Annotated in this window: 21 protein-coding genes; 19 read left to right on the top strand and 2 right to left on the bottom strand. The window is 58.4% G+C overall.

What is annotated here, in order from left to right; translation table 11 throughout:
- Position 1: 1 nt before the first annotated feature.
- The 14 genes from ACR0AO_RS04700 (at position 2) to ACR0AO_RS04765 (ending at position 14,150) form a co-directional block, all read left to right on the top strand.
- Entirely contained in the window at positions 2-1,096 is a 1,095-nt protein-coding gene (locus ACR0AO_RS04700) for a dimethylsulfoniopropionate demethylase (protein WP_480600427.1), read from the top strand.
- A 73-nt stretch (positions 1,097-1,169) separates the two neighbouring features.
- Entirely contained in the window at positions 1,170-2,165 is a 996-nt protein-coding gene (gene acuI, locus ACR0AO_RS04705) for an acryloyl-CoA reductase (RefSeq protein ID WP_480600430.1), read from the top strand.
- Positions 2,166-2,356: 191 nt separating this feature from the next.
- Positions 2,357-2,923, top strand: a complete 567-nt coding sequence (gene frr / locus ACR0AO_RS04710) for a ribosome recycling factor (protein ID WP_480600433.1) — start codon at positions 2,357-2,359, stop codon at positions 2,921-2,923.
- A gap of 8 nt (positions 2,924-2,931) precedes the next feature.
- Positions 2,932-3,663: an isoprenyl transferase gene (locus tag ACR0AO_RS04715; protein WP_480600435.1), complete on the top strand. Its 732-nt coding sequence runs from the start codon at positions 2,932-2,934 to the stop codon at positions 3,661-3,663.
- The gene (locus tag ACR0AO_RS04720) at positions 3,660-4,442 is read left to right on the top strand and encodes a phosphatidate cytidylyltransferase (protein ID WP_480600438.1); all 783 of its coding nucleotides are present in this window, start codon (positions 3,660-3,662) and stop codon (positions 4,440-4,442) included. The genes ACR0AO_RS04715 and ACR0AO_RS04720 overlap by 4 nt, the downstream gene beginning before the upstream one ends.
- Positions 4,442-5,614 carry a 1-deoxy-D-xylulose-5-phosphate reductoisomerase gene (dxr, locus tag ACR0AO_RS04725; protein WP_480600441.1) on the top strand — a complete coding sequence of 391 codons (1,173 nt, stop codon included), beginning with the start codon at positions 4,442-4,444 and terminating at the stop codon, positions 5,612-5,614. Before ACR0AO_RS04720 ends, dxr begins: the two co-directional genes overlap by 1 nt.
- A gap of 4 nt (positions 5,615-5,618) precedes the next feature.
- Complete coding sequence (gene rseP, locus ACR0AO_RS04730; protein WP_480600444.1) at positions 5,619-6,971, top strand: RIP metalloprotease RseP; 1,353 nt, start codon at positions 5,619-5,621, stop codon at positions 6,969-6,971.
- A 359-nt stretch (positions 6,972-7,330) separates the two neighbouring features.
- The gene (gene bamA, locus ACR0AO_RS04735; RefSeq protein ID WP_480600446.1) at positions 7,331-9,691 is read left to right on the top strand and encodes an outer membrane protein assembly factor BamA; all 2,361 of its coding nucleotides are present in this window, start codon (positions 7,331-7,333) and stop codon (positions 9,689-9,691) included.
- Positions 9,692-9,751: 60 nt separating this feature from the next.
- Positions 9,752-10,285 (top strand): OmpH/Skp family outer membrane protein, encoded by a 534-nt coding sequence (locus ACR0AO_RS04740; protein WP_480600449.1) that lies wholly within the window; start codon positions 9,752-9,754, stop codon positions 10,283-10,285.
- Positions 10,286-10,355: 70 nt separating this feature from the next.
- Positions 10,356-10,829: a 3-hydroxyacyl-ACP dehydratase FabZ gene (gene fabZ, locus ACR0AO_RS04745; protein WP_480600451.1), complete on the top strand. Its 474-nt coding sequence runs from the start codon at positions 10,356-10,358 to the stop codon at positions 10,827-10,829.
- Positions 10,826-11,611 (top strand): acyl-ACP--UDP-N-acetylglucosamine O-acyltransferase, encoded by a 786-nt coding sequence (gene lpxA / locus ACR0AO_RS04750; protein WP_480600453.1) that lies wholly within the window; start codon positions 10,826-10,828, stop codon positions 11,609-11,611. Before fabZ ends, lpxA begins: the two co-directional genes overlap by 4 nt.
- A 4-nt stretch (positions 11,612-11,615) precedes the next feature.
- Positions 11,616-12,410 (top strand): LpxI family protein, encoded by a 795-nt coding sequence (locus ACR0AO_RS04755; RefSeq protein WP_480600455.1) that lies wholly within the window; start codon positions 11,616-11,618, stop codon positions 12,408-12,410.
- Positions 12,410-13,567, top strand: coding sequence for a lipid-A-disaccharide synthase (gene lpxB, locus ACR0AO_RS04760; RefSeq protein WP_480600458.1), 1,158 nt, complete (start codon positions 12,410-12,412; stop codon positions 13,565-13,567). Before ACR0AO_RS04755 ends, lpxB begins: the two co-directional genes overlap by 1 nt.
- 1 nt (position 13,568) lies before the next feature.
- Positions 13,569-14,150: a hypothetical protein gene (locus ACR0AO_RS04765; RefSeq protein WP_480600461.1), complete on the top strand. Its 582-nt coding sequence runs from the start codon at positions 13,569-13,571 to the stop codon at positions 14,148-14,150.
- Here the strand turns inward: ACR0AO_RS04765 and mnmA are convergent.
- The gene (gene mnmA / locus ACR0AO_RS04770) at positions 14,144-15,289 is read right to left on the bottom strand and encodes a tRNA 2-thiouridine(34) synthase MnmA (RefSeq protein ID WP_480600464.1); all 1,146 of its coding nucleotides are present in this window, start codon (positions 15,287-15,289) and stop codon (positions 14,144-14,146) included. The two genes, ACR0AO_RS04765 and mnmA, sit on opposite strands and share 7 nt — an antisense overlap.
- Before the next feature lie 130 nt (positions 15,290-15,419).
- Here mnmA and sciP point away from each other — a divergent pair, with 130 nt between their 5' ends.
- The 5 genes from sciP to ACR0AO_RS04795 all read left to right on the top strand — a co-directional run bounded on the left by sciP (position 15,420) and on the right by ACR0AO_RS04795 (position 21,082).
- Positions 15,420-15,710 carry a CtrA inhibitor SciP gene (gene sciP, locus ACR0AO_RS04775; RefSeq protein ID WP_480600872.1) on the top strand — a complete coding sequence of 97 codons (291 nt, stop codon included), beginning with the start codon at positions 15,420-15,422 and terminating at the stop codon, positions 15,708-15,710.
- Positions 15,711-15,796: 86 nt separating this feature from the next.
- Entirely contained in the window at positions 15,797-16,513 is a 717-nt protein-coding gene (gene ctrA, locus ACR0AO_RS04780; RefSeq protein WP_480600466.1) for a response regulator transcription factor CtrA, read from the top strand.
- A gap of 122 nt (positions 16,514-16,635) precedes the next feature.
- The gene (gene ligA / locus ACR0AO_RS04785; RefSeq protein WP_480600469.1) at positions 16,636-18,762 is read left to right on the top strand and encodes an NAD-dependent DNA ligase LigA; all 2,127 of its coding nucleotides are present in this window, start codon (positions 16,636-16,638) and stop codon (positions 18,760-18,762) included.
- Positions 18,759-20,849 (top strand): ATP-dependent DNA helicase RecG, encoded by a 2,091-nt coding sequence (gene recG / locus ACR0AO_RS04790; RefSeq protein WP_480600473.1) that lies wholly within the window; start codon positions 18,759-18,761, stop codon positions 20,847-20,849. Before ligA ends, recG begins: the two co-directional genes overlap by 4 nt.
- Positions 20,850-20,959: 110 nt before the next feature.
- A complete protein-coding gene (locus ACR0AO_RS04795) occupies positions 20,960-21,082 on the top strand; it encodes a hypothetical protein (RefSeq protein WP_480600476.1) in 123 nt (40 codons plus the stop codon).
- A 185-nt stretch (positions 21,083-21,267) separates the two neighbouring features.
- On the opposite strand, the gene ACR0AO_RS04800 is transcribed toward ACR0AO_RS04795, so the two are convergent.
- A complete protein-coding gene (locus ACR0AO_RS04800; protein ID WP_480600480.1) occupies positions 21,268-21,906 on the bottom strand; it encodes a MarC family protein in 639 nt (212 codons plus the stop codon).
- Between the last annotated feature and the right edge of the window lie 4 nt (positions 21,907-21,910).

Consider the following 21,910-nt stretch of genomic DNA (forward strand, 5'->3'; position numbering starts at 1 on the left):
CATGGCGGTCATCATGCCCAACCGCCGCGTCCGCAAGACGCCGTTCACGCCCGGGGTCGAAGCCGAGGGCGTCGGCGGGTACACGGTTTACAACCATATGCTGCTGCCCACATTCTTTGAAAGTGTCGAAGCCGACTATGCCCATCTGAAGCAGCATGTGCAGGTCTGGGACGTGGCCTGCGAGCGGCAGGTCGAGATCAGGGGCCCGGACGCCTTGCGATTGATGAAAATGCTGAGTCCGCGCGACCTGGGCGGGATGGCGGCGGACCAGTGCTATTATTTGCCAATAGTGGATCACAAAGGGGGGATGCTGAACGATCCCGTGGCGGTAAAGCTGAACGACGACCACTATTGGCTTTCCGTTGCCGACGGCGATTTGTGGCAATTTGCTCTGGGTATTGCGGTTGCTCTGGGATTCGATGTGGAAATCGAAGAGCCGGATGTGTCGCCATTGGCGGTGCAAGGCCCAAGGGCCGAGGAACTGATGTCGCGCGTGTTTGGCGATGCCGTGCGGGATATCCGTTTCTTCCGCTACAAAAGGCTCCGGTTCGAGGACCGGGAATTTATAGTTGCGCGGTCGGGTTGGTCCAAACAGGGCGGATTCGAGATTTACGTCGAAGGCGCAGACTATGGCATGCCGCTGTGGAACGCGTTGTTCGCCGCGGGGCATGACCTGAAGGTTCGCGCAGGTTGTCCGAACGGCATCGAAAGGATCGAAGGCGGGTTATTGAGTTTCGGTTCGGACATGCGCCGCGAAAACACGCCCCATGAATGCGGTTTGGGGCGGTATTGCAATTCGCCGGAAGACTATATCGGCAAGACTGCTTTGGAAGAACACGCGAGGAACGGCCCGCCGCGCCAGATCCGACCGCTGGTGATCGAGGGCGAGATTGGGTCTTGCACCGGCACGTGGCGGCTGCTGGCCAACGGTGACGAGGTGGGGCGGGTCGCCTCGGCTGCGTTCTCGCCCGAGTTTCGGGTAAATGTGGCCATTGGCATGGTGGATCGCGCCTGTTGGGAGCCGGGAACGCGTCTTGAAGTATTGACCGAGCATGGCATGCGGTGGGCCGTTGTGCAGAAACAGTTTTGGCGGTGAGGTAGGGCCGGGCCACCATCTGAAAGAGAATGAAGAGCGGAACGTAATCCGCTGTAGAAAAAGGAAAATTGAAATGTTCAGCGCATTGATTGTGGAAAAGGACGAGGAAAGCGGCAAGACCAGCGCGGCGGTCAAACGGATCGCCGAGGATGATCTGCCGAATGGTGAAGTGTTGGTCGCCGTCGAATATTCCACGGTGAACTACAAGGACGGTCTGTGTACCGGGCCGGGCGGAGGCCTTGTTCGCAAATACCCGCATGTTCCGGGGATCGATTTTGCCGGGACGGTCGAGCACAGTTCGGACGATCGCTATAAACCCGGTGACAAGGTGGTGCTGACCGGTTGGCGCGTGGGCGAGGCGCATTGGGGCGGATACGCGCAAAAAGCGCGCGTTCTGGCCGACTGGCTGGTGCCGTTGCCCAAGGGGCTGGATACGCGTCAGGCGATGGCCGTCGGCACTGCGGGTCTTACCTCGATGCTGGCGGTCATGGCGCTGGAGCATCAGGGGCTGCAGAAAGATCACGGCCCTGTTCTGGTAACAGGAGCCGCTGGCGGTGTCGGCAGCGTGGCTACCGCAATTCTGGCCAATCTCGGTTATGAAGTCGCCGCGGTGACGGGACGCCCTGAACAGGAACCTTATCTCAGAGAGCTCGGCGCAGCCCAGATCGTCGGGCGAGACGAATTCAGCGAGCCCACACGCAAGCCGCTGGAAAGCGAAACCTGGGCGGGCTGTGTCGATGCGGTCGCCGGCGTGATGCTGGGCCGGGTTCTGAAGCAGATGAAATATGGCACTTCGGTCGCGGCCATCGGCCTCGCGGGCGGCGCGGCAATCGAAGGCGCGCTGATCACGCCCTTTATCCTGCGCGGTGTGAACCTGCTGGGAATAGACAGTGTGATGCAGCCCTATGACAACCGAGTGCGCGCCTGGAACCGCATCGCCACTGATCTGCCGATGGACAGGCTTGAGGCGATGATCCAGCCCGCGACGCTGGGTGATCTGCCGCGACTCGGTGCGGAAATTCTGAAAGGACAGGTCAAGGGCCGCGTTGTTGTGGACGTCAACGCGTAGACCAGAATTGGCTGGATGTTCCGCCGGGCAGGGTGGCTTGGCGGGCCGTCGCCCTTGATTGGGCGAATTTCGCCGTTGTTGGCGATACGCCTCTCGCAATTGCGAAAATTCCCGGCCATGATTGCTATACATCCTATTTGCGATGGCTTATCACCCATCCCAACAGCACCTGAATTCGGGGAGTGAGCAGCATGTCTGACGATTTTGAACTGGATACCAAAGATCTGCAGCGTCGCATGGACGGCGCGATGGCCAACCTGCGGACGGAATTCGCCTCGCTGAGAACAGGACGCGCATCCGCCTCCATGCTGGAGCCGATCATGGTCGATGCCTATGGCGCGCTGACGCCGATCAACCAGGTGGGCACCGTGAATGTACCCGAACCCCGAATGGTCACGGTAAATGTCTGGGACAAGTCATTGGTCGGAAAGGTGGAAAAAGCCATTCGTGAGAGCGGACTCGGTATCAACCCGCAGCTGAACGGCACCATCATCATGTTGCCCATTCCCGAACTGAACGAAGAGCGCCGCCGCGAGTTGGGCAAGGTCGCGGGGCAATATGCGGAACATGCCCGTGTTGCCATTCGAAACGTTCGCCGGGACGGGATGGACCAGATAAAAAAGGCCAAGAACGACAATACGGTTTCGGAGGATGACCAGAAGTTCTGGGAGGCCGAGGTGCAGGAATTGACGGACACGATGATCAAGTCCGTGGACGAGGCGCTGGAGCATAAGCAAGCCGAAATCATGCAGGTCTGAGCGGCGGTATGCCAAAAGATCCCATCAGCGAACCGGCCGTGGGCCCGCGTCATGTTGCCATCATCATGGACGGCAATGGCCGATGGGCGCAGGCACGGGGGCGGCCCAGACTGTTCGGCCATCACGCGGGCGCGAAACGTGTCCGCGAAGTGGTCGAAGCGTGCCCCGCGCTTGGGATCAAATATTTGACCATATTCGCGTTTTCGACGGAAAACTGGAAGCGGACACAAGCGGAAGTGGCCGGATTGATGAGCCTTTTCCGCCGCTACATTGCCAAGGAAACGATGGCGCTTGATGCCAGGGGCGTTCGCGTCCGGTTCATCGGAGATCGCGTTCGGTTGGACAAAAAACTGACCTCGTTGATGGATACACTCGAAGAAAAAACCCGCGATAACAAAGGGGTGAACCTGACAATTGCACTAAATTACGGCGGTCGGGATGAGGTGTCGCGGGCGACGAAACGCCTGGCGCAGGATGTGGCAGTTGGCAGGTTGAAACCTGATGATGTCGATGAGGAGACCCTGCCGAAATATCTGGATACGCATGTTCTGCCCGATCCGGATCTGGTGATCCGTACCAGTGGCGAAGCCCGCATTTCAAACTTCCTGCTCTGGCAGTCGGCCTATGCCGAGTATGAGTTCATCGATACTTTGTGGCCGGATTTCACGGCGGCCGAACTTGAGCGTCTGTGCCGAAGCTTTGGTGCACGAGACCGCCGGTTTGGGGCGATAAAGGCATGAGTGACGGGCGCTGGTCCGATCTGACGGCGCGCGTTGCCTCGGCAGTGGTTCTTGTGGCCATCGGCGCGGTTGAAGTGTGGCTGGGCGGCCTGTGGTTCGAGACATTCATAGCGGCGGCATCAGCGCTTATGATCTGGGAACTGGTACAGATGATCGACCCCGGTCGCCGTGGGGTAGCGGTGCAGTTGGCGTTGTTGACCGGGTTTGCGGTTCTTCTCAGCTATTATCTGCCCTCCAGTCTCCGCCTGCCGGTTTTGCTGTCTCCGGCTTTGGTCGGAGCGGGGCAGATCTCCCGCGAAAAGGGGCTCTATGCGATTTTTGCGTTCTGGATCGCGGCTTCGGGGCTGGGGTTCATCCTCATCCGCGAAGGCATGGGGTTCGGCTGGATGCTTTGGTTGATTGCTGTGGTCGTCGCGACGGATGTGGCCGGTTACTTTGCCGGAAAATCCATTGGCGGTCCAAAATTCTGGCCTCGGGTTAGCCCAAAGAAGACGTGGTCGGGAACAGCCGGAGGATGGATTGCCGCGGCCCTTGTCGGGGGTGTGTTTGCGGTTTATGCAGGGCTCGGACTGGGTCTGGTTGTCGTTTCCGTCATGGCGTCTATGGCCAGCCAGGCCGGAGATATCGCCGAAAGCGCCGTCAAGCGCAGATTGGGTGTCAAGGACAGCTCCAACCTAATTCCGGGTCATGGCGGGTTTCTGGACCGGTTCGATGGTATGATGGGTGCGGCGGTGTTTGTCCTGCTGGCGGGGCTGATTTATCAGCCCGGAGTGATGTAATGCGAAAGATCTCGATATTTGGGGCCACCGGATCGATCGGGCAAAGCACCATCGACCTGATCAATCGCGATCTCGAAGCCTATGACGTCGTCGCACTGACCGGCGGTGCCAATATCCGGCGTCTGGCAGAAGATGCCCGGCGACTGCGCGCTGACGTGGCGGTTACGGCATATGAAACGTGTTTGGTGGAGTTGCGCAGCGCGCTGGCCGGCAGCGGCATCGAGGCCGCGGCAGGGCAGGCGGCGCTGGACGAAGCCGCGGCGCGCCCGGCGGATTGGGTCATGTCGGCAATCGTAGGAGCAGCAGGATTGTCGCCTGGGCTCGAAGCGTTGAAGCAGGGTGCGACCCTGGCACTTGCCAACAAGGAAACTCTTGTTTGCGCGGGTAAGCTGGTTCTGGACACCGCCAAGGCTCACGATGCCCGCCTGCTGCCGGTCGACAGCGAGCACTCAGCAGTGTTTCAGGCCCTGGTCGGCGAGGATGTCGCAGCCATCGAGCGGATTATCATCACCGCCAGCGGCGGAGCGTTTCGGGACTGGCCATTGGAGGATCTGAAACGCGCGACTGTCGAACAGGCATCGCGGCATCCGAACTGGAACATGGGTCAACGGATCACAATCGACAGCGCATCCATGTTCAACAAGGCACTGGAAGTCATCGAAACCCGGGAGTTCTTTGGTGTGGATCCGTCGCAGATCGAGGTCGTGGTACACCCCGAATCGCTGGTCCACGCGCTGGTGGGTTTTCGCGATGGGGCTTTAATGGCGCATCTGGGGACCCCCGACATGCGGCACGCCATCGGCTATGCCCTGCATTGGCCGGAACGGCGCGACTTGCCGGTTGAAAGGCTGGACCTGACCAAATTGACGCGTCTGCATTTCCGCTCTCCGGACGAAGCCCGCTATCCCGCGCTGCGGCTCGCCCGCGAGGTGATGACGCGAGGCGGCCTGGCCGGGGCGGTTTTCAACGCCGCCAAAGAGCGCGCACTGGATCTTTTCATAGCACGCAAGGTCGGATTTCTTGAGATGGCGGCCATCGTCGAATGCGTTCTTGACAGATTTGAGGGCGCTTCAGGTCTTATTGACGCCCCAATGACCCTTGATAACGTTCAGCAAACAGACCATCTGGCACGTAAGTGGACAGATGACGCGGTGTTGCAACGAGCAGGATAAAAGTTTGGATATCATTTCTCTGATCCCGCAGTTCGGCGGACTTCTTTACACGATTCTTGCCTTTGTCGTGGCCTTGTCCGCCATTGTCGCCGTGCATGAGTACGGCCACTATATCGTTGGACGCTGGACTGGTATTCACGCCGAAGTTTTTTCGCTGGGCTTCGGACCTGTTCTGTGGAGCCGGATGGACAAGCGCGGCACCCGGTGGCAGGTCGCGGCCTTGCCGTTTGGCGGTTATGTCAAATTCCTGGGGGATGCCGATGCGGCGTCCGGCAAGGATGGCGACACCATGGCCGAAATCTATCGCAAAAATCCCGATGATATCCGTCACACGATGCATGGGGCTCCGCTGTGGGCGCGCACCGCGACGGTTGCCGCCGGGCCGGTCTTCAATTTTGTCATGTCGATCATTGTTTTTGGCCTGATTTTCATGTTTCAAGGGCAGGCCAAAAGCCCGCTGACCGTAGGAGAGTTGCGTCCGCTGCCAAACACTGTGCAGGAATTGCGGATTGGCGATGAAATCAGGGCGATCAACGGGATAGACACGCCGGACTTCGATCAGAGTGCAGAGTGGTCCGGTTTTGTCGACGATCTGCCAGTGTCGGCATCCTTGGACTACACCGTGTTGCGTGATGGTCAGGAAATGGATGTCAAAGGTCCATGGCTGTTTCCACCATTCATCCAGCAGATCGCGCCGCGCAGCGCTGCGATGGATATTGAACTGCGGCCGGGCGATGTGATCCAGGCCGTCGATGGTGAACCGATCTATGCCTTTTCGCAGTTGAAGGAGCGGGTCGAGACATCGAATGGGCGCGTTTTGCTGCTGGACGTCTGGCGCGATGGTCAGACCCATGAATTCGCGCTAGCGCCAAGGCGCACGGACGAACCCAGGCCGGAAGGTGGTTTTGTAACGCATTGGCGGATTGGCATCGTCGGCGGGATGATGTTGGAACCGGCCACCGAGCCGACCGGTTTTCTGGCGGCGCTTGGCGGTGGCGCGGCGCAAACGCTGAGGATCGTCGAAGGTTCGTTGTCAGGAATCTGGCACATGATTACCGGTGCAATCAGCACCTGTAATATCTCCGGCCCCATCGGGATCGCCGAAACCTCGGGGGCGATGGCCAGCCAGGGGGCACAGAGTTTCGTCTGGTTCATTGCCGTTCTCTCGACCGCAGTCGGAATGCTGAACCTGTTCCCGATCCCTGCCCTGGATGGGGGGCACCTGGTGTTTTATGCGTATGAAGCCGTAACCGGACGCCCGCCGAGCGATGCGGCATTGAAAGTTCTGATGGGTATCGGAATTACTCTGATCCTGTCGCTGATGGTGTTTTCGCTAAGCAATGACCTGTTTTGCTGATTGGACGGATCGAGGCGGACGGGCGCCGCAATTCCGCCCCAGTAATGCCGCATTTGGAAATTAGTCTGCATGCAGGTGCAACTTGCTATGCGATCGAAAAGCTCATGCTACATTCCCTTCAAAACTCATATCGCGGCATCAGTCTGATCATGTCCCTGAATTGGGACAGGTTTCTAAGCCTGGGGACCATCGCGTTTGCGCTTGCTGCGGGTGCCTATGTTCTGACTCTCTGATTCTCGATTGCCGGTTTCTTTTGTGTGGCGCGATCTTTTGGTCGCGCTTTGCTTTTGCGGTTTTGACAACCTTCAGATATCCCGTTAGTGACCTTTCTGAGGTCACAAAAAACTTGGGTTGATAATATGAGTGACGGCAGAGGCACAGGCACATCCTGTTATGGCAATACTGCGCGCAGCTATATCTTGTTGCGTATGGTTTATTTGTTTTTTTTGGTTGTTGTAGTGGCCGGTTACTCGGCACCTCGGCCCGCTCAAGCACAGACCTACACATTCAACACAATTCAGGTCGAAGGAAATCGTCGTATTGATGACACGACCGTTGTGTCACGCGCAGGCATCGAGCAAGGTCAGGAAGTGACCGCGGGCCAGTTGAATGACGCGTTCCAACGCCTGCTTGACAGTGGCGTTTTTGAAACAGTCGAGTTGACGCCTCGCGGCAGCACCCTTGTGATCTCGGTCAAGGAAAACCCGACAATCAACAAGATCAGCTTTGAGGGCAATCGCCGTATCAATGACGATCGTTTGCAGGAAGCGATCCAGTCTGAATCGCGCCGTGTCTTCACCCCGGAACAGGCAGAGAAAGACGCAAACTTGATTGCCGAAATCTATTCGGCGCAAGGGCGCGTCGCGGCAACCGTTGTTCCGCGGATCATCCGGCGCAGTGACAATCGTGTCGATCTGGTTTTCGAAATCGCCGAAGGTGATACGATCGAGATCGAAAGGGTGAGCTTTGTCGGCAACCGCGTCTATTCCGACCGTCGCTTGCGGCGCGTTCTGGAGACCAAGCAAGCCGGTCTTCTGAGGGCATTTTTCCGTTCTGACACGTTCATCGCAGACCGCATCGAGTTCGACAAACAGGTGTTGCGGGATTTCTATTTGTCCCGGGGCTATGTCGATTTCCGGGTCAATAGTGCAAATGTCGAATTTACCCGTGAGCGGGATGCATTCTTTCTGGTTATGAACGTGACCGAAGGCCAGCAGTTCAAATTCGGAAACATTTCAGTTGTCAGCGAAATCCCCGGTGTCGAGGCCGCGGCATATCAGGACGCGCTGAAGATCAAGCCTGGCGTGGTTTATTCACCATCGCATGTCGAGAATTCCCTGACCCGCCTGGAAAGGCTTGGCCTGAAACAGGGGGTGGACTTTTTGCGTGTCGAACCGCGTATCAATCGCAATGACCGCGAACTGACACTGGATGTGACCTTCGCGTTGGTCAAAGGTCCGCGTATTTTTGTCGAGAGGATTGATATCGAAGGCAATACAACGACGCTGGATAGCGTAATCCGGCGTCAGTTCGATACCGTTGAAGGTGATCCGTTCAATCCGCGCGAAATTCGTCAAAGTGCCGAACGTATCCGGGCTTTGGGCTTTTTTGCGACTGCGGATGTTGAAACACGCGAAGGCACATCGCCGAGTCAGATCATCGTTGACGTGGATGTCGAAGAGCAGCCGACAGGTTCGCTCAACCTCGGCGGCAGCTACTCGATCTCGGACGGGTTTGGTGTCGCAATCGGGCTCACTGAATCCAATTTCCTCGGGCGGGGTCAGACGCTTGGTTTGACGCTCTCGACCGCGCAGGATTCAGAACAATATGTGATCAACTTCTCCGAACCTTATCTTCTGGGCCGCCGCCTCCGGTTCGATCTTGGCCTAGGTCTGGCGCGGCAGAATTCGAGCTTTGCGAACTACGATACCAAGCGTGTCTTTTTCAACCCGTCCCTAAGCTATGCAATCGGCGAGCTTTCGGCGCTCACCCTGCGCTACAACTGGGAAAACAGCGAGATGATTTCGCGTACTGACCAGCCGGTTGGCAGCGTCATTCAATCGGAAATCGACCAAGGCGAATTGTCGACCAGTTCGTTGGGACTGTCCTATACGTATGACAGCCGCATTGGCGGTTTGAATCCGAATGCCGGTGTGCTGTTTCAGGTTGGTGTGGACGCGGCAGGTTTGGGTGGCGACAATGAGTTTGTCAAAACAACTGCGCGGGCTGTTGCTCAACAAAGAGTTCTGAACGAAGAAGTGACCCTTCGGGCCGACCTTGAACTGGGTGCTCTGTCCTGGACAGGTGACAATTTCAGCCGGACGATTGACCGGTTCGTGTTGGGGCCAAACACTTTCCGAGGGTTTGAACCTGCGGGTATCGGGCCCCGCGACTTGTCGAATGGCCAGGATGACGCCATCGGTGGCAACTATTATTGGGTTGCCCGTTTCGAAGCGGACTTCCCGCTGGGACTGCCGGAAGAGCTTGGTCTGCGTGGTGGCGTTTTCTACGATGTGGGCAACCTTTACAATCTGGACAATGTGAATACGGCCGGAGGCAACATCGTCGGCGCGGATGGTTCGATCCGTCACGTGATCGGGTTGTCATTCCTGTGGACCACAGGTTTCGGCCCGCTGCGTTTCAACTTTTCGAAAGCGCTCAAAAAGGAAGACTTCGACAAGGAGCAGAACTTTGACCTGACAATTCAGGCACGGTTCTGAGGCCGGATGAGGCCCCTTTTCCGCAATCTTTCGACACAAGGCCCATTTCGGGCCTTGTGTGTGTTTTTGGCACTGCTGGTCCCGGTTCAGGTCGCGGCGCAGCAGTTCGGCCTATCGCAGGGGACAATCCTGACGATCTCCAGCGAAAAGCTGTTTTCTGAGTCGGCGTTCGGGCGCCGGGTGATCGAAGAAATCGAGGCGGAAGGAGCGATGCTTGCCGACGAGAACGAGCGAATTATCGCTGATCTGAGCCGCGAAGAGAAAGAACTGACCGAGCAGCGTCATGAAATGGAGCCGGAAGCGTTTCGCGCTCTGGCAGATGCGTTCGATCAGAAAGTTCAGTCTCACCGGGATGGTCAAAGGGCGAAGCTCGACGCACTGACTGCAAGAACGGAAAGGGCGCGCGCCATGTTCCGCGATTTGGTTCGGCCGGTTCTCGCCGGCCTGATGCAGGAAACCGGGGCAGGGGTGATATTGGAACGCTCCAGCGTGTTCCTCAGTTCGGACGCAACCGACATTACCGATTTGGCCATTGCCAGGATCGATGCCGTAATCGGCGACGGGCGAGAGCTGGAAAACGGCAATACGGAATAGGCATGCTTGCCCTGACCTGACGGTATTGCTAACCACGCATGAAAGACATCCAGAACAGGAAAGCCGCATCATGACCACGGAAACCAAGAGTGCCGACATTCAGCTGATTCAGCGTATTCTGCCGCACCGTTACCCGTTTCTGTTGGTCGACAAGGTCGTCGATATCAACGGTTATCACTCTGCCATTGGCATCAAGAACGTTACCATGAACGAACCGCATTTTCAGGGGCATTTCCCGGGCACTCCGATCATGCCGGGCGTGACCATCGTCGAGGCGATGGCCCAGACTGCCGGGGTGATGCTGGGTGTCGGCATGGACGTGATCGACAGCGAGTTGCTGATCTATTTCATGAATATCGACAAGTGCAAATTCCGCCGCAAGGTGGTGCCGGGCGATGTTCTGGAAATGCATGTCGAAACCGTGCGCGGCAAGATTGGCGGTAAGATCTTCAAATTCAGCGGTCGCGCAACCGTAGAGGGCGAAGTAGCAGCCGAAGCCGAATTTTCGGCGTATGTCGATTGGGATATGGAAAAAACGACATGAGCGACATTCATCCCAGCGCCATAATCGAAGACGGGGCAAAGATCGGTCAGGACTGCGTGATCGGCCCGTTCTGCTATGTCGGGTCGCAAGTTTCGCTGGCAGACCGGGTGGAACTGAAATCGCACGTTGTCGTCACGGGTGAAACTTCGGTTGGGGAAGACACTGTAATCTTCAATTTTGCGGTGATCGGGGAAATACCGCAGGATCTGAAATTCAAGGGCGAGAACACACGTCTGGAAATCGGCCGGCGCAATCGCATCCGCGAACATGTGACCGTGAATGCGGGAACCGAGGGCGGTGGCGGCGTGACCCGCATCGGCGACGATTGCCTTTTGATGGCAGGTGTTCATGTGGCCCACGACGTTCAGATCGGCAATCGCGTGATCATGGTCAACCACGCGGGGGCGGCTGGTCATTGCATCATCGAGGATGATGTGATCATCGGCGGTATTTCGGGATTGCATCAATGGGTGCGCGTGGGCCGGGGTGCGATTATCGGGGCGCTTACGATGGTTCCGAATGACGTCATTCCCTATGGTCTGGTGCAGGGACCAAGGGGCGAGCTTGATGGTCTCAACCTTGTCGGTCTCAAACGGCGGGGCGTGCCGCGCGAAGATATATCCGCCCTTCGCGCCGCATTCCGCGAGCTTTCCGAAGGCGGCGGAACGTTCATGGAGCGGGCAAAACGCGTCGGAGAGGCGAACCGCAGTGAATATGTGCAAAGGATCGTCGATTTCGTAACTGGCGATACCGACCGGTCCTTTCTGACACCGGGGAAATAATCTCATGCTGGCCCTGATCGCCGGAACCGGAGCTTTGCCGGATGAGTTGGTTGCTCGTTTGCCCGAGCGCCCTTTGATTTGCGCCATGGAAGGGTTCGAGCCTGACCGTCTGCCGGTTGAGCGGCAGTTCCCGCTGGAGCAGTTGGGAAGTTTCATTGCCGATCTTCTGGCGCGCGGTGTGACCGAGGTTTGCATGGCGGGCACGGTACGGCGCCCGGTGATCGACCCCAAGCGGATTGATACACAGACCCGGCCGCTTGTGCCGGTTCTGCAGCGCGCGATCATGTCCGGTGATGACGGGGCGTTGCGGGCTGTGATCGGTATTTTTGAGGATGCGGGGCTGCAGGTGCGCGCCGCCCATGAGCTTGCTCCTGATATCCTTCCGCCTCTGGGATGCATGACAGATGCCCAACCCTCGGACGAGGATCTGGCGGACGCCCATCGCGGGGCCGGTATCCTGAGGGCTATGAGTGCGGCGGATATTGGTCAGGCATGCGTTGTATTACGGGGGCAGGCTTTGGCCATCGAGGGCGTATTCGGCACCAACTGGATGCTGGAATCGCTGACGCAGCGGCCCGATGCGGGCGGAGGCGTTTTGTTCAAGGCACCGAAACCGGATCAGGACCGCCGTGTTGATCTGCCCGTGATCGGGCTGGATACCGTGACCACCGCCGTTGCGGCTGGGTTGTCCGGTATCGTGATCGAAAAGGGCGGGGTGATGGTATTGGACCGCGAAACTGTGATTGAAGAGTGCAACCGCCTTGGCCTGTTCCTGCTGGTGCGGGAGCGCGCGGTCTGATGCGGGTCTTCCTGCTGGCCGGTGAACCGTCCGGTGACCGGCTGGGCGGGGCCTTGATGGAGGGGTTGAAATCCCTTGTTCCCGAAGTCGAATTCGACGGCATCGGCGGCCCAACGATGGAGGCACAGGGGCTGGTCAGCCGGTTTCCGATGGCGGAACTCAGTGTCATGGGGCTGGTGGAGGTTCTGCCGAAGTACTTTCATCTCAAGCGCCGTATTGCCGAGACCGCACAGGCGGTACTGGATACGACGCCGGATGTGATGATCACCATCGACAGTCCGGATTTCTCGCTGCGCGTGGCGAAACAGGTCAAGGCGCAAAGTAATATCCGCACCGTTCACTATGTCGCCCCCAGCGTTTGGGCCTGGCGACCTGGCAGGGCGGACAAGATGGCAAAAGTTATCGACCACGTTCTTGCCCTGCTGCCGTTCGAACCGCCCCTTATGCAACGTGCCGGGATGGAATGTGATTTCGTCGGTCATCCGGTCGTGAGCGAGCCGGTATCCACTGCAGAGGATATCGCCGGATTTCGCACAGCCTATGATCTGGGCGAGGCGCCGCTGCTGCTGGTTCTGCCCGGTTCGCGCCGGGGTGAAGTGGACAGGCTGGCGCCCGTATTCGGCGGCGCCTTGCGCCTGTTTCTGACAGACCGACCCGACATGCGGGTGGTTGTGCCGGCGGTGGCCCATATGGCCGATTACGTAACCGAGCAGGTGCGCGGCTGGCCGGGAGATCCTGTGATTCTTGATCCGCGGGGAATTGAGCCGGCCCGGGCAGGGGTGAACAAACGCGCAAGTTTTGCCGCCGCTGAACTGGCGCTGGCCGCATCCGGAACCGTCTCGCTGGAACTGGCCGCCCAGGCCACGCCGATGGTGATTGCATACAAGCTAAGCTGGCTGACGCAGAAGATGGCCGAGAGGCTGGTCAAGCTCGATACGGTTACGCTGGTCAATCTGGTCAGCGAAACCCGCGCTGTGCCGGAATGCCTGGGGCCGGACTGCCTGCCTGGCAATATCGCCGATCGAATGCGGCTGGTACATGCCGACCCGCAAACACAGACCGAGGCGATGCGATTGACGATGGAGCGTTTGGGACGCGGCGGCGAAGCACCCGGGCTCAGGGCGGCGCGTGCGGTTCTGGAACGTATGCAGGGTTGAGATGCTGGATCATCTGCTGTTTGCATTTTCAGCCGCTGTCGCGCAAGTGCTGACCAATCTCGACAATCTTGCCGCATTGATTGCGCTGATGCTGATTGTAGGCCGGGCACGGGCCGTGGGCGGTTTTGCGCTGGCGCAACTGTTGATGCTTGGGGCATCTCTGGTGGTTGCCCAGGAACTCAGCGGGGCGGTTCCAAGCTGGACCGGGTACCTCGGGGTGATCCCTCTGACGCTTGGGGCCGTTGGCATCTGGCGGCAATTCGGCAAAGACGAAGCCGTGAGATCGCAGATGAAATCTCACGGCTCGGTCTTCGTTGTTGCCGCGATTTTTCTCAGCATGTCGATGGACAGTTTTTCGGTGATCGCGCCTCTGTTGGCGGATTCGACGCCAAGCTACCGGTTGGCCGGTTTTCTCGGGGCCTCGATGGCCGCCGCTGGGCTGGCTGCCACTGGCATTCTGAGCACGCGGATTTTGCCCGGCATATCCCGATGGGCCAGCCGGCTGGAACGGTTGGCCCCTTTTGTCATGGTTGTGGCCGGGATTTATATCCTGATGAATTCGGGCACAGACGCGCTTCAGTAACCACGCCAGATCCAGCCACCGCCATGGATACGGCTGCCGCCGGGTTCATAAAAGACACAAGCCTGACCGGGTGAGATGCCTTCCTCGGGCGTCAGCAATTCGACTTCGGCTGTCGTGTCCGACAGCGGACGCACAATGGCCTCGCGCGGCGGACGGGTTGACCGGACCTTGACCGAAAGATGCCATTCGGGGCGCGAAGAAAAGGGTTCGTCGCCGAGCCAGTTGATCTCGCGCACCGGTACTGTGCGAGTCGCGAGCAGATCCTTTGAGCCAACGACGACCTGTTTTTTCTCAACGTCCAGCCGGACCACATAAAGCGGATCCGAAAGACCACCGATCCCCAGTCCCCGGCGCTGGCCGATCGTGTAATGGATCACCCCGTTGTGCTTGCCCAGCACGCGCCCGTCCGCATGGACGATCTCGCCTGGTTCCGCGGCGCCGGGGCGGAGTTTCTCGATCACACTCGCATAATTGCCGTTTGGTACGAAACAGATGTCCTGACTGTCCGGCTTGTCGGCCACCGACAGGCCATATTGCGCCGCCATTTCCCGGGTCGCGTCCTTTGAAGGCAGATGCCCGAGCGGAAACCGCAGATAGTCCAGCTGTTCCGGCGTGGTGGAGAAGAGGAAATAGGATTGATCGCGATTGGCGTCCTCGGCGCAATGGAGCTCGGGCCCGTTCGGCCCCATCTTGCGCTGGATATAATGACCGGTGGCCATGCAATCGGCTTCAAGATCCCTGGCCGTTTCCAGCAGATCCTTGAATTTGACACGCTCGTTGCATCGAATGCATGGAACAGGCGTTGCCCCGGCCAGATAGCTGTCGGCAAACTCGTCGATAACCGCGTCCCTGAAAATGTTCTCATAATCGAGTACATAATGAGGAAAACCACGTTCTTCGGCCACGCGACGCGCATCGTGGATGTCGATTCCTGCGCAGCAGGCGCCTTTCTTGGCAAGTGCCGCACCGTGATCGTAAAGCTGCAGCGTCACGCCCACGACATCATAGCCCTGATCGGCCAGGTACGCGGCCACGACTGAACTGTCCACGCCACCGGACATGGCAACGACGACCCGCGTTTCCGAGGGCGGTTTGGCAAAGCCAAGCGAATTCAGCGGGGGCTCGGTATCGAGGGCCATGTCGGTTCCAGTGCGGGTTAATGAAGACCGGCAGAATATAGGAAAATCCTAGACACTCTCAAGAGGCGGTTTCACACGTCTTTAAGTAGGTTGGTGAAATCTGGCGATGAAATTAGCTGAGGAGCAGGCGATGTATTTGCATAAAGTCGAGGGACCGCGGTCAATCACCTTGCCGGACGGGTCGATTTTGTCGCGGGCCGATTTGCCACCTGAAGACACGGCGCGTTGGGTTGCCTCTCGCAAGGCTCTGGTTGTGCGCGCCGTCTTATATGGTCTCTTAACGGTGTCGGAGGCCCAAAAAAAATACTGCCTGAGCGCAGAGGAAATGAACGGCTGGATAGCGGCGATTGCCGATCACGGTGTTGATGCTCTGAAAGTCACCGCGCTAAAAAAATATAGACAACCTAAAGGGGAGGATTAGTATAAAATTCGCCGGTAACGAGAGATTAACCATTCTTGGCCAGGCTCGATCTGAAGTTGGAACGAGATTGAAGCGGAGAAATAAAAATGCGCATACTTCTTGTCGAGGATGACCCCACGACCTCCAAAAGCATCGAACTGATGCTGACGCATGCAAATTTGAATGTCTATGCAACTGACCTCGGAGAAGAAGGGATCGATCTGGCCAAACTGTATGATTACGATTTGATCCTTCTGGATCTGAATTTGCCGGATATGACCGGGCATGAAGTTTTGCGGCAATTGCGGATTGCCAGGGTGGAAACACCGATTCTGATATTGTCGGGTGCGGACGATACGGAAAGCAAAATCAAAGGCTTTGGATTCGGGGCCGATGACTATTTGACCAAGCCGTTCCACCGCGAGGAATTGGTGGCGCGCATTCACGCTATTATCCGCCGGTCTAAGGGCCATTCGCAATCGGTTATCCAGACGGGACGGATTTCGGTCAATCTCGACGCGAAAACGGTCGAGGCAGATGGGAAATCTGTTCATTTGACAGGCAAAGAATATCAGATGCTGGAACTGCTGAGTTTGCGGAAAGGAACTACCCTGACCAAGGAAATGTTCCTGAACCATCTATATGGTGGAATGGACGAGCCGGAGCTCAAAATCATTGACGTTTTCATTTGCAAACTTCGCAAGAAACTAAGCAATGCGACAGGTGGCGATAATTACATCGAAACTGTTTGGGGGCGTGGATACGTGCTGCGTGACCCGCAAACCAAGCCGCTGGATGATGTACGCATAGCAGTCAGCGCCTGAACGCAAAACCAAATTCGTCCCTGGGGTCCGGGACGACTGCGCCACTCACGTAAACCATATCTGGACCTGCACATGGCCTCGCCCTATCACTGGTGATCAAGATCGAGCAGCAGGGCGGGGCCATGAACGACTCTCTACCGGTGGAAAAGCTGACACAGGCTCAGGCTGAGGAAGAGCTTGCGCTACTCGCGATGGTGCTGCAGCGGGCGAACGAGCTTTATCATACAGATGATGCACCTGAGATTTCTGATTCGGAATACGATGCGCTGAAGCGCCGCAATTCCGAAATCGAGGCGCGTTTCCCCAAACTGAAGCGACCAGACAGCCCGACCGAACAGATCGGTGCCCGTGCCGCCGACGGATTCGCGAAGGTAACCCATGCCATTCGTATGCTGTCGCTTGGCAATGCGTTCGACGACGAGGACGTGGTCGATTTCGATCGCTCCGTCCGCAAATACCTCGGGCTGGATGAGGCGACCCCTCTGGGCTATACGGCAGAACCGAAGATCGACGGGTTGTCGTTGTCCTTGCGGTATGAAGACGGAAAACTGATTCAGGCCGCGACGCGCGGAGATGGCGAGGTCGGCGAGAATGTGACGGCGAATGCGTGCACGGTTTCCGACATCCCGCACATTCTGGATGGAGCACCGACCGTGTTGGAGATTCGTGGCGAGGTTTTTATGTCGCAAGCGGATTTCGAGGCTCTCAATAAGCGTCAGGCGGAAACCGGGGGAAAGCTCTTTTCCAATCCGCGCAACGCAGCTGCCGGAAGCTTGCGGCAACTTGATGCCAGAATTACCCGTTCGCGGCCCCTGGGGTTTTTTGCCTATTCCTGGGGCGAAGTGTCCGAGCCACTGGGTGAAACACAGATGGCCGCCATAGAAAAGTTGCAAGGCTTGGGTTTTCGGACCAACTCGTTGACCCGACTATGTGAATCGCCCGAGGACATGATCGCGCACTACCGTGAGATCGAGGCGCAGCGGGCGACATTGGGCTATGACATCGACGGAGTGGTCTACAAGGTAAATGACCTGTCCCTGCAGGCGCGTTTGGGATTCCGCTCGACGACACCCCGCTGGGCCATCGCACACAAGTTTCCTGCCGAGTTGGCCTGGACCCGGTTGGAGGGGATCGACATACAGGTTGGCAGAACAGGCGCGCTCAGCCCGGTGGCCCGATTGTCGCCGGTGACAGTAGGGGGTGTGGTGGTTTCAAACGCCACGCTGCATAACGAAGACTACGTTGCCGGCCGCAACGCCACGGGTGGAGACATTCGAGGCGGAAAGGACATTCGCGTGGGCGATTGGGTGCAGGTCTACCGCGCCGGGGACGTGATCCCAAAAGTGGCGGATGTGGATTTGGCCAAGCGGCCTGCGAATGCTCAACCCTATAAATTCCCGTTAAAATGCCCGGAATGCGGCAGCGATGCGGTCCGTGAGGAAGGGGATGCCGTGCGGCGCTGCACGGGCGGTGTCATCTGTCCGGCACAAGCCATGGAAAAGCTGAAACATTTCGTTTCGCGCAAAGCGTTCGACATCGAGGGTCTTGGGGCAAAGCAGATAGAAATGTTCTACGACGATCCCGATCTGCCCGTGAAAACCCCAGTGGATATCTTCACGCTGCACGAACGGGACGCGGCCAATCTGACCAAGCTTGCCAATCGCAAGGGCTGGGGGGCGCAGAGTGCCGCGAACCTTTGGGCGGCGATCGACGCAAAACGGTCCATCCCCTTCGGGCGATTGCTGTTTGCGCTGGGTATCCGTCATGTCGGCGAAGCGGCGTCGAACCTGATCGCCAGCCACTTCGGCACCTGGCCGGAGTTCGAGCGCTCGGTGACGGCCGCCGCGGAATTCGAAGGTTCTGATTGGGACACGCTGTTGAGTATTGACGGTGTCGGAGAGGTCATGGCCCGGGCGCTGGTATCAGCCTTTGCTCAAGCAGCCGAGCGCGAGTCAATCGACGATCTGGTGGCTCAACTTACAGTCTTGGACGCGAAGCGGCCTGACACCTCTGGCAGTCCGGTCGCCGGGAAGACCGTGGTCTTTACCGGTACGCTTGAAAAAATGACGCGGGCCGAGGCCAAGGCGCGGGCCGAGGCGCTGGGAGCCAAGGTGGCGGGCTCGGTCAGCAAGAAAACCGATCTGCTCGTAGCGGGCCCCGGTGCTGGCTCCAAGGCCAAAAAAGCAGCCGAGCTTGGCGTCGATACAGTGGACGAAGATGGTTGGCTACAACTGATCGGCGACGCATGAAGGGCCGACCGGAACAACTGTTTCCGCTTTTTGCCGGGCTGGAAACGCTTGAAGGCGTGGGGCCAAAGACCGCGCGGCTTTTCGGCCAGCTTGAAATTGAGACGCCGCGTGACGTGCTGTATTCCCTGCCTTATGCGGTGGTCGACCGCCGCCGGCGGGACACAATCAAGGGCGCGGATTTCCCGTCCACACTGACCGTCGAAGTCACGGTTGGCCCGCACCGCCCACCGCGCAGCAAGGGCGGCGCATACAGGGTGCATGTCGAGGATTCGCAGACGGAATTCCAACTGGTCTTCTTTCATGCCCGTGGCGACTATCTGAAGAAAGTTCTGCCCCAGGGCGCTCGCCGTGTGGTTTCCGGCAAGCTGGAGCTGTTTGACGGCATGGCGCAGATGGTTCACCCGGATCACATGTTGCCGGTGGAAGCGGCAGGTGACATTCCGGATTTCGAGCCGGTCTATCACCTCACCCACGGTGTGACACAAAAAACCGCGTTCAAGGCGGCGCGAAGCGCTTTGGCCCGGGCGCCGGAATTAACCGAATGGATCGACCCGGCTCAAGTGAGCAAAGAGAACTGGCCGGGTTGGTTATCGGCAATGCAAGCCGCACATGCGCCTTGTGGGTTGACCGACGTGATTCCCACTGCGCCGGCGCGGACGCGTTTGGCCTATGACGAGTTGTTCGCGCATCAGTTGACATTGGCGCTGGCCCGCCAGCGGGAACAGAAGGCGCGTGGATTGGTCAGCGTCGGGACTGGCGCGCTGCAATCCAAAGTGCTGTCCGGCCTTCCGTACCGACCCACCCGCGCTCAGGTGCGGGCCATCGAAGAGATTGCCGCGGATATGGCATTGCCGACGCGCATGAACCGGCTGTTGCAAGGGGATGTCGGGGCAGGCAAGACTTTGGTGGCGTTCATGGCGCTGCTGGTCGCAGTCGAAGCGGGCGGGCAGGGCGTGATGATGGCCCCGACCGGAATTTTGGCCCAACAGCATCTTGACGGGTTGCGTCCGCTGGCCGAAGAGGCCGGAGTGGTGCTGGAAATCCTGACCGGCCGCGACAAGGGAGCCGAGCGCAAGGCCAAACTGGCGGCACTTGCGCGTGGAGACATTCACATTCTTGTCGGCACGCATGCCGTGTTTCAGGACGATGTCGCATTTCATGACCTTCGCATTGCCATCATCGACGAACAGCACAGATTCGGTGTGCGGCAACGGATGGAGCTTGCGGAAAAGGGTGTCGCGGCGGACGTTCTGGTCATGACCGCCACGCCCATTCCACGAAGTCTTGCACTGGCGCAATATGGCGATATGGACGTTTCCGTTCTGGATGAGAAGCCGCCGGGGCGAAAGCCGGTCAAGACGGCCATTGTAAGTACGCAGCGGTTGGATGAGGTGGTGGATCACCTGCGTACGGCTATTGCGGAAGGGCGCCAATGTTATTGGGTGTGTCCGCTTGTCGACGAATCCGAAGTATCCGATCTGACCGCCGCCGAGGAGCGGTTCAAACGCCTGCGCGCGATGTTGGGCGAAGGTTTGGTCGGATTGGTGCACGGCCAGATGCCGCCTGTTGAAAAAGATCAGGCGATGGCCGCGTTTCAGTCGGGCGAGACCAAGGTTCTGGTGGCGACCACGGTAATCGAGGTCGGCGTCAATGTACCCAATGCGTCGATCATGGTGATCGAACGGGCTGAAATATTCGGATTGGCGCAATTGCATCAGTTGCGCGGGCGCGTCGGACGCGGCGAGGCGGACTCGACCTGTTTGCTCATGTACCAGCCGCCACTGAGCGAGGGCGGACGCAAGCGGCTGGAGGTCCTGCGCGAGACTGAGGACGGCTTCCGGATTGCCGAAACGGACCTGCGGATGCGCGGTGCGGGAGATTTGATCGGCACGGCGCAGTCGGGCCTGCCCAGGTTCCGGATCGCCGATCTGGAGCGCCAGGCGGGGTTGATGGTCGTTGCACAGTCGGATGCGCGTTCATTGCTGTCTGCGGATCCCGGCCTGACGTCGGATCGGGGCAGGGCGGCGCGTGTGCTTTTGTGGCTGATGAAGCAAGATCAGGCGATCCGTTTGATTTCAGTGGGTTAGGTGAAATATTCACAAAAGTTCGCAAATGTTCTCAAAAAGTTCTTTACAGACGTGGTCAAAAATGAGAACAAAAGGTCAACAAAAGATTAAACCTGACCGGAGGTGAGAGCATGCTGAGCCAGATCAAGACCGCGCTGACCCGTTCGCATGGAACGCTGTTGCAGGACGCCGCAGGCGCCGCGTCGCTGGTGGTTATGCTGATGGTTGCCCTCTACCTGCCTGGAACATTCTGACCGATTTTGCCTGCGATCTCGTGCCGGCGCCTGCATCCTTGTCCCCATTTGGATGCCAGGGTGACGACCTGTCCCAAGACCCTTGAGGGGCCATGCCTCGGCCCCGAACCGGCTATCCGGATCCCTCACGAGACACGCATGACCTGCCGCCGCCCTCTCCGCCCGGGAGGAGCGGCGGTTTTTTTTTAAAGCTGACCGGTATGGATAATGTCCAATATCGCCGACAGCACCGAATTTGCCGCCACCGAGGCTAGGATCATCCCCATCACCCGGCTGACTATGGCCGATCCGGCGTGGCCGATCAGACGAATGATCGGGCCGGCAAGCAGCATCATGACGAACGCGATGGCGATGACGACCAGCATAACCGCGGCGGTGGCGGTTTGATCCGCAATGCTGAAACGATCGTTGTCGGTCAATATGACGATGGCCAGCATCGCTCCGGGTGAGGCGAGCGACGGAACCGCAAGAGGAAAGATCGCGGGGTTGGGTTTGTGGTCGTCTTCGGCGGTTTCCGCTTCGATCTGGCGGCGGTCGGACTCGGGTTTGCTTTCACCAAAGATCATCGTGAGCGCGAAGAGGAAAAGGATGATGCCACCGGCGACCTGGAACGAGTTCAGCCCAATGTCCAGCGCATCGATCAGAATTTGCCCCAGCACCAGAAAGAACATCAGAATACCGGCACTGACCAGGGCGGCTTGCAATGCTGTCTTGCGGCGCGTCGCAGCGTCCAGCGATGCGGTGACAGCCACAAAGACCGGGACAGTGCCAATCGGATCAATCACAACCCACAGGGTAACGAATGTTTCTAATGAATTTGCCACAATG

This window comes from Ruegeria sp. AF8 (assembly GCF_056541825.1).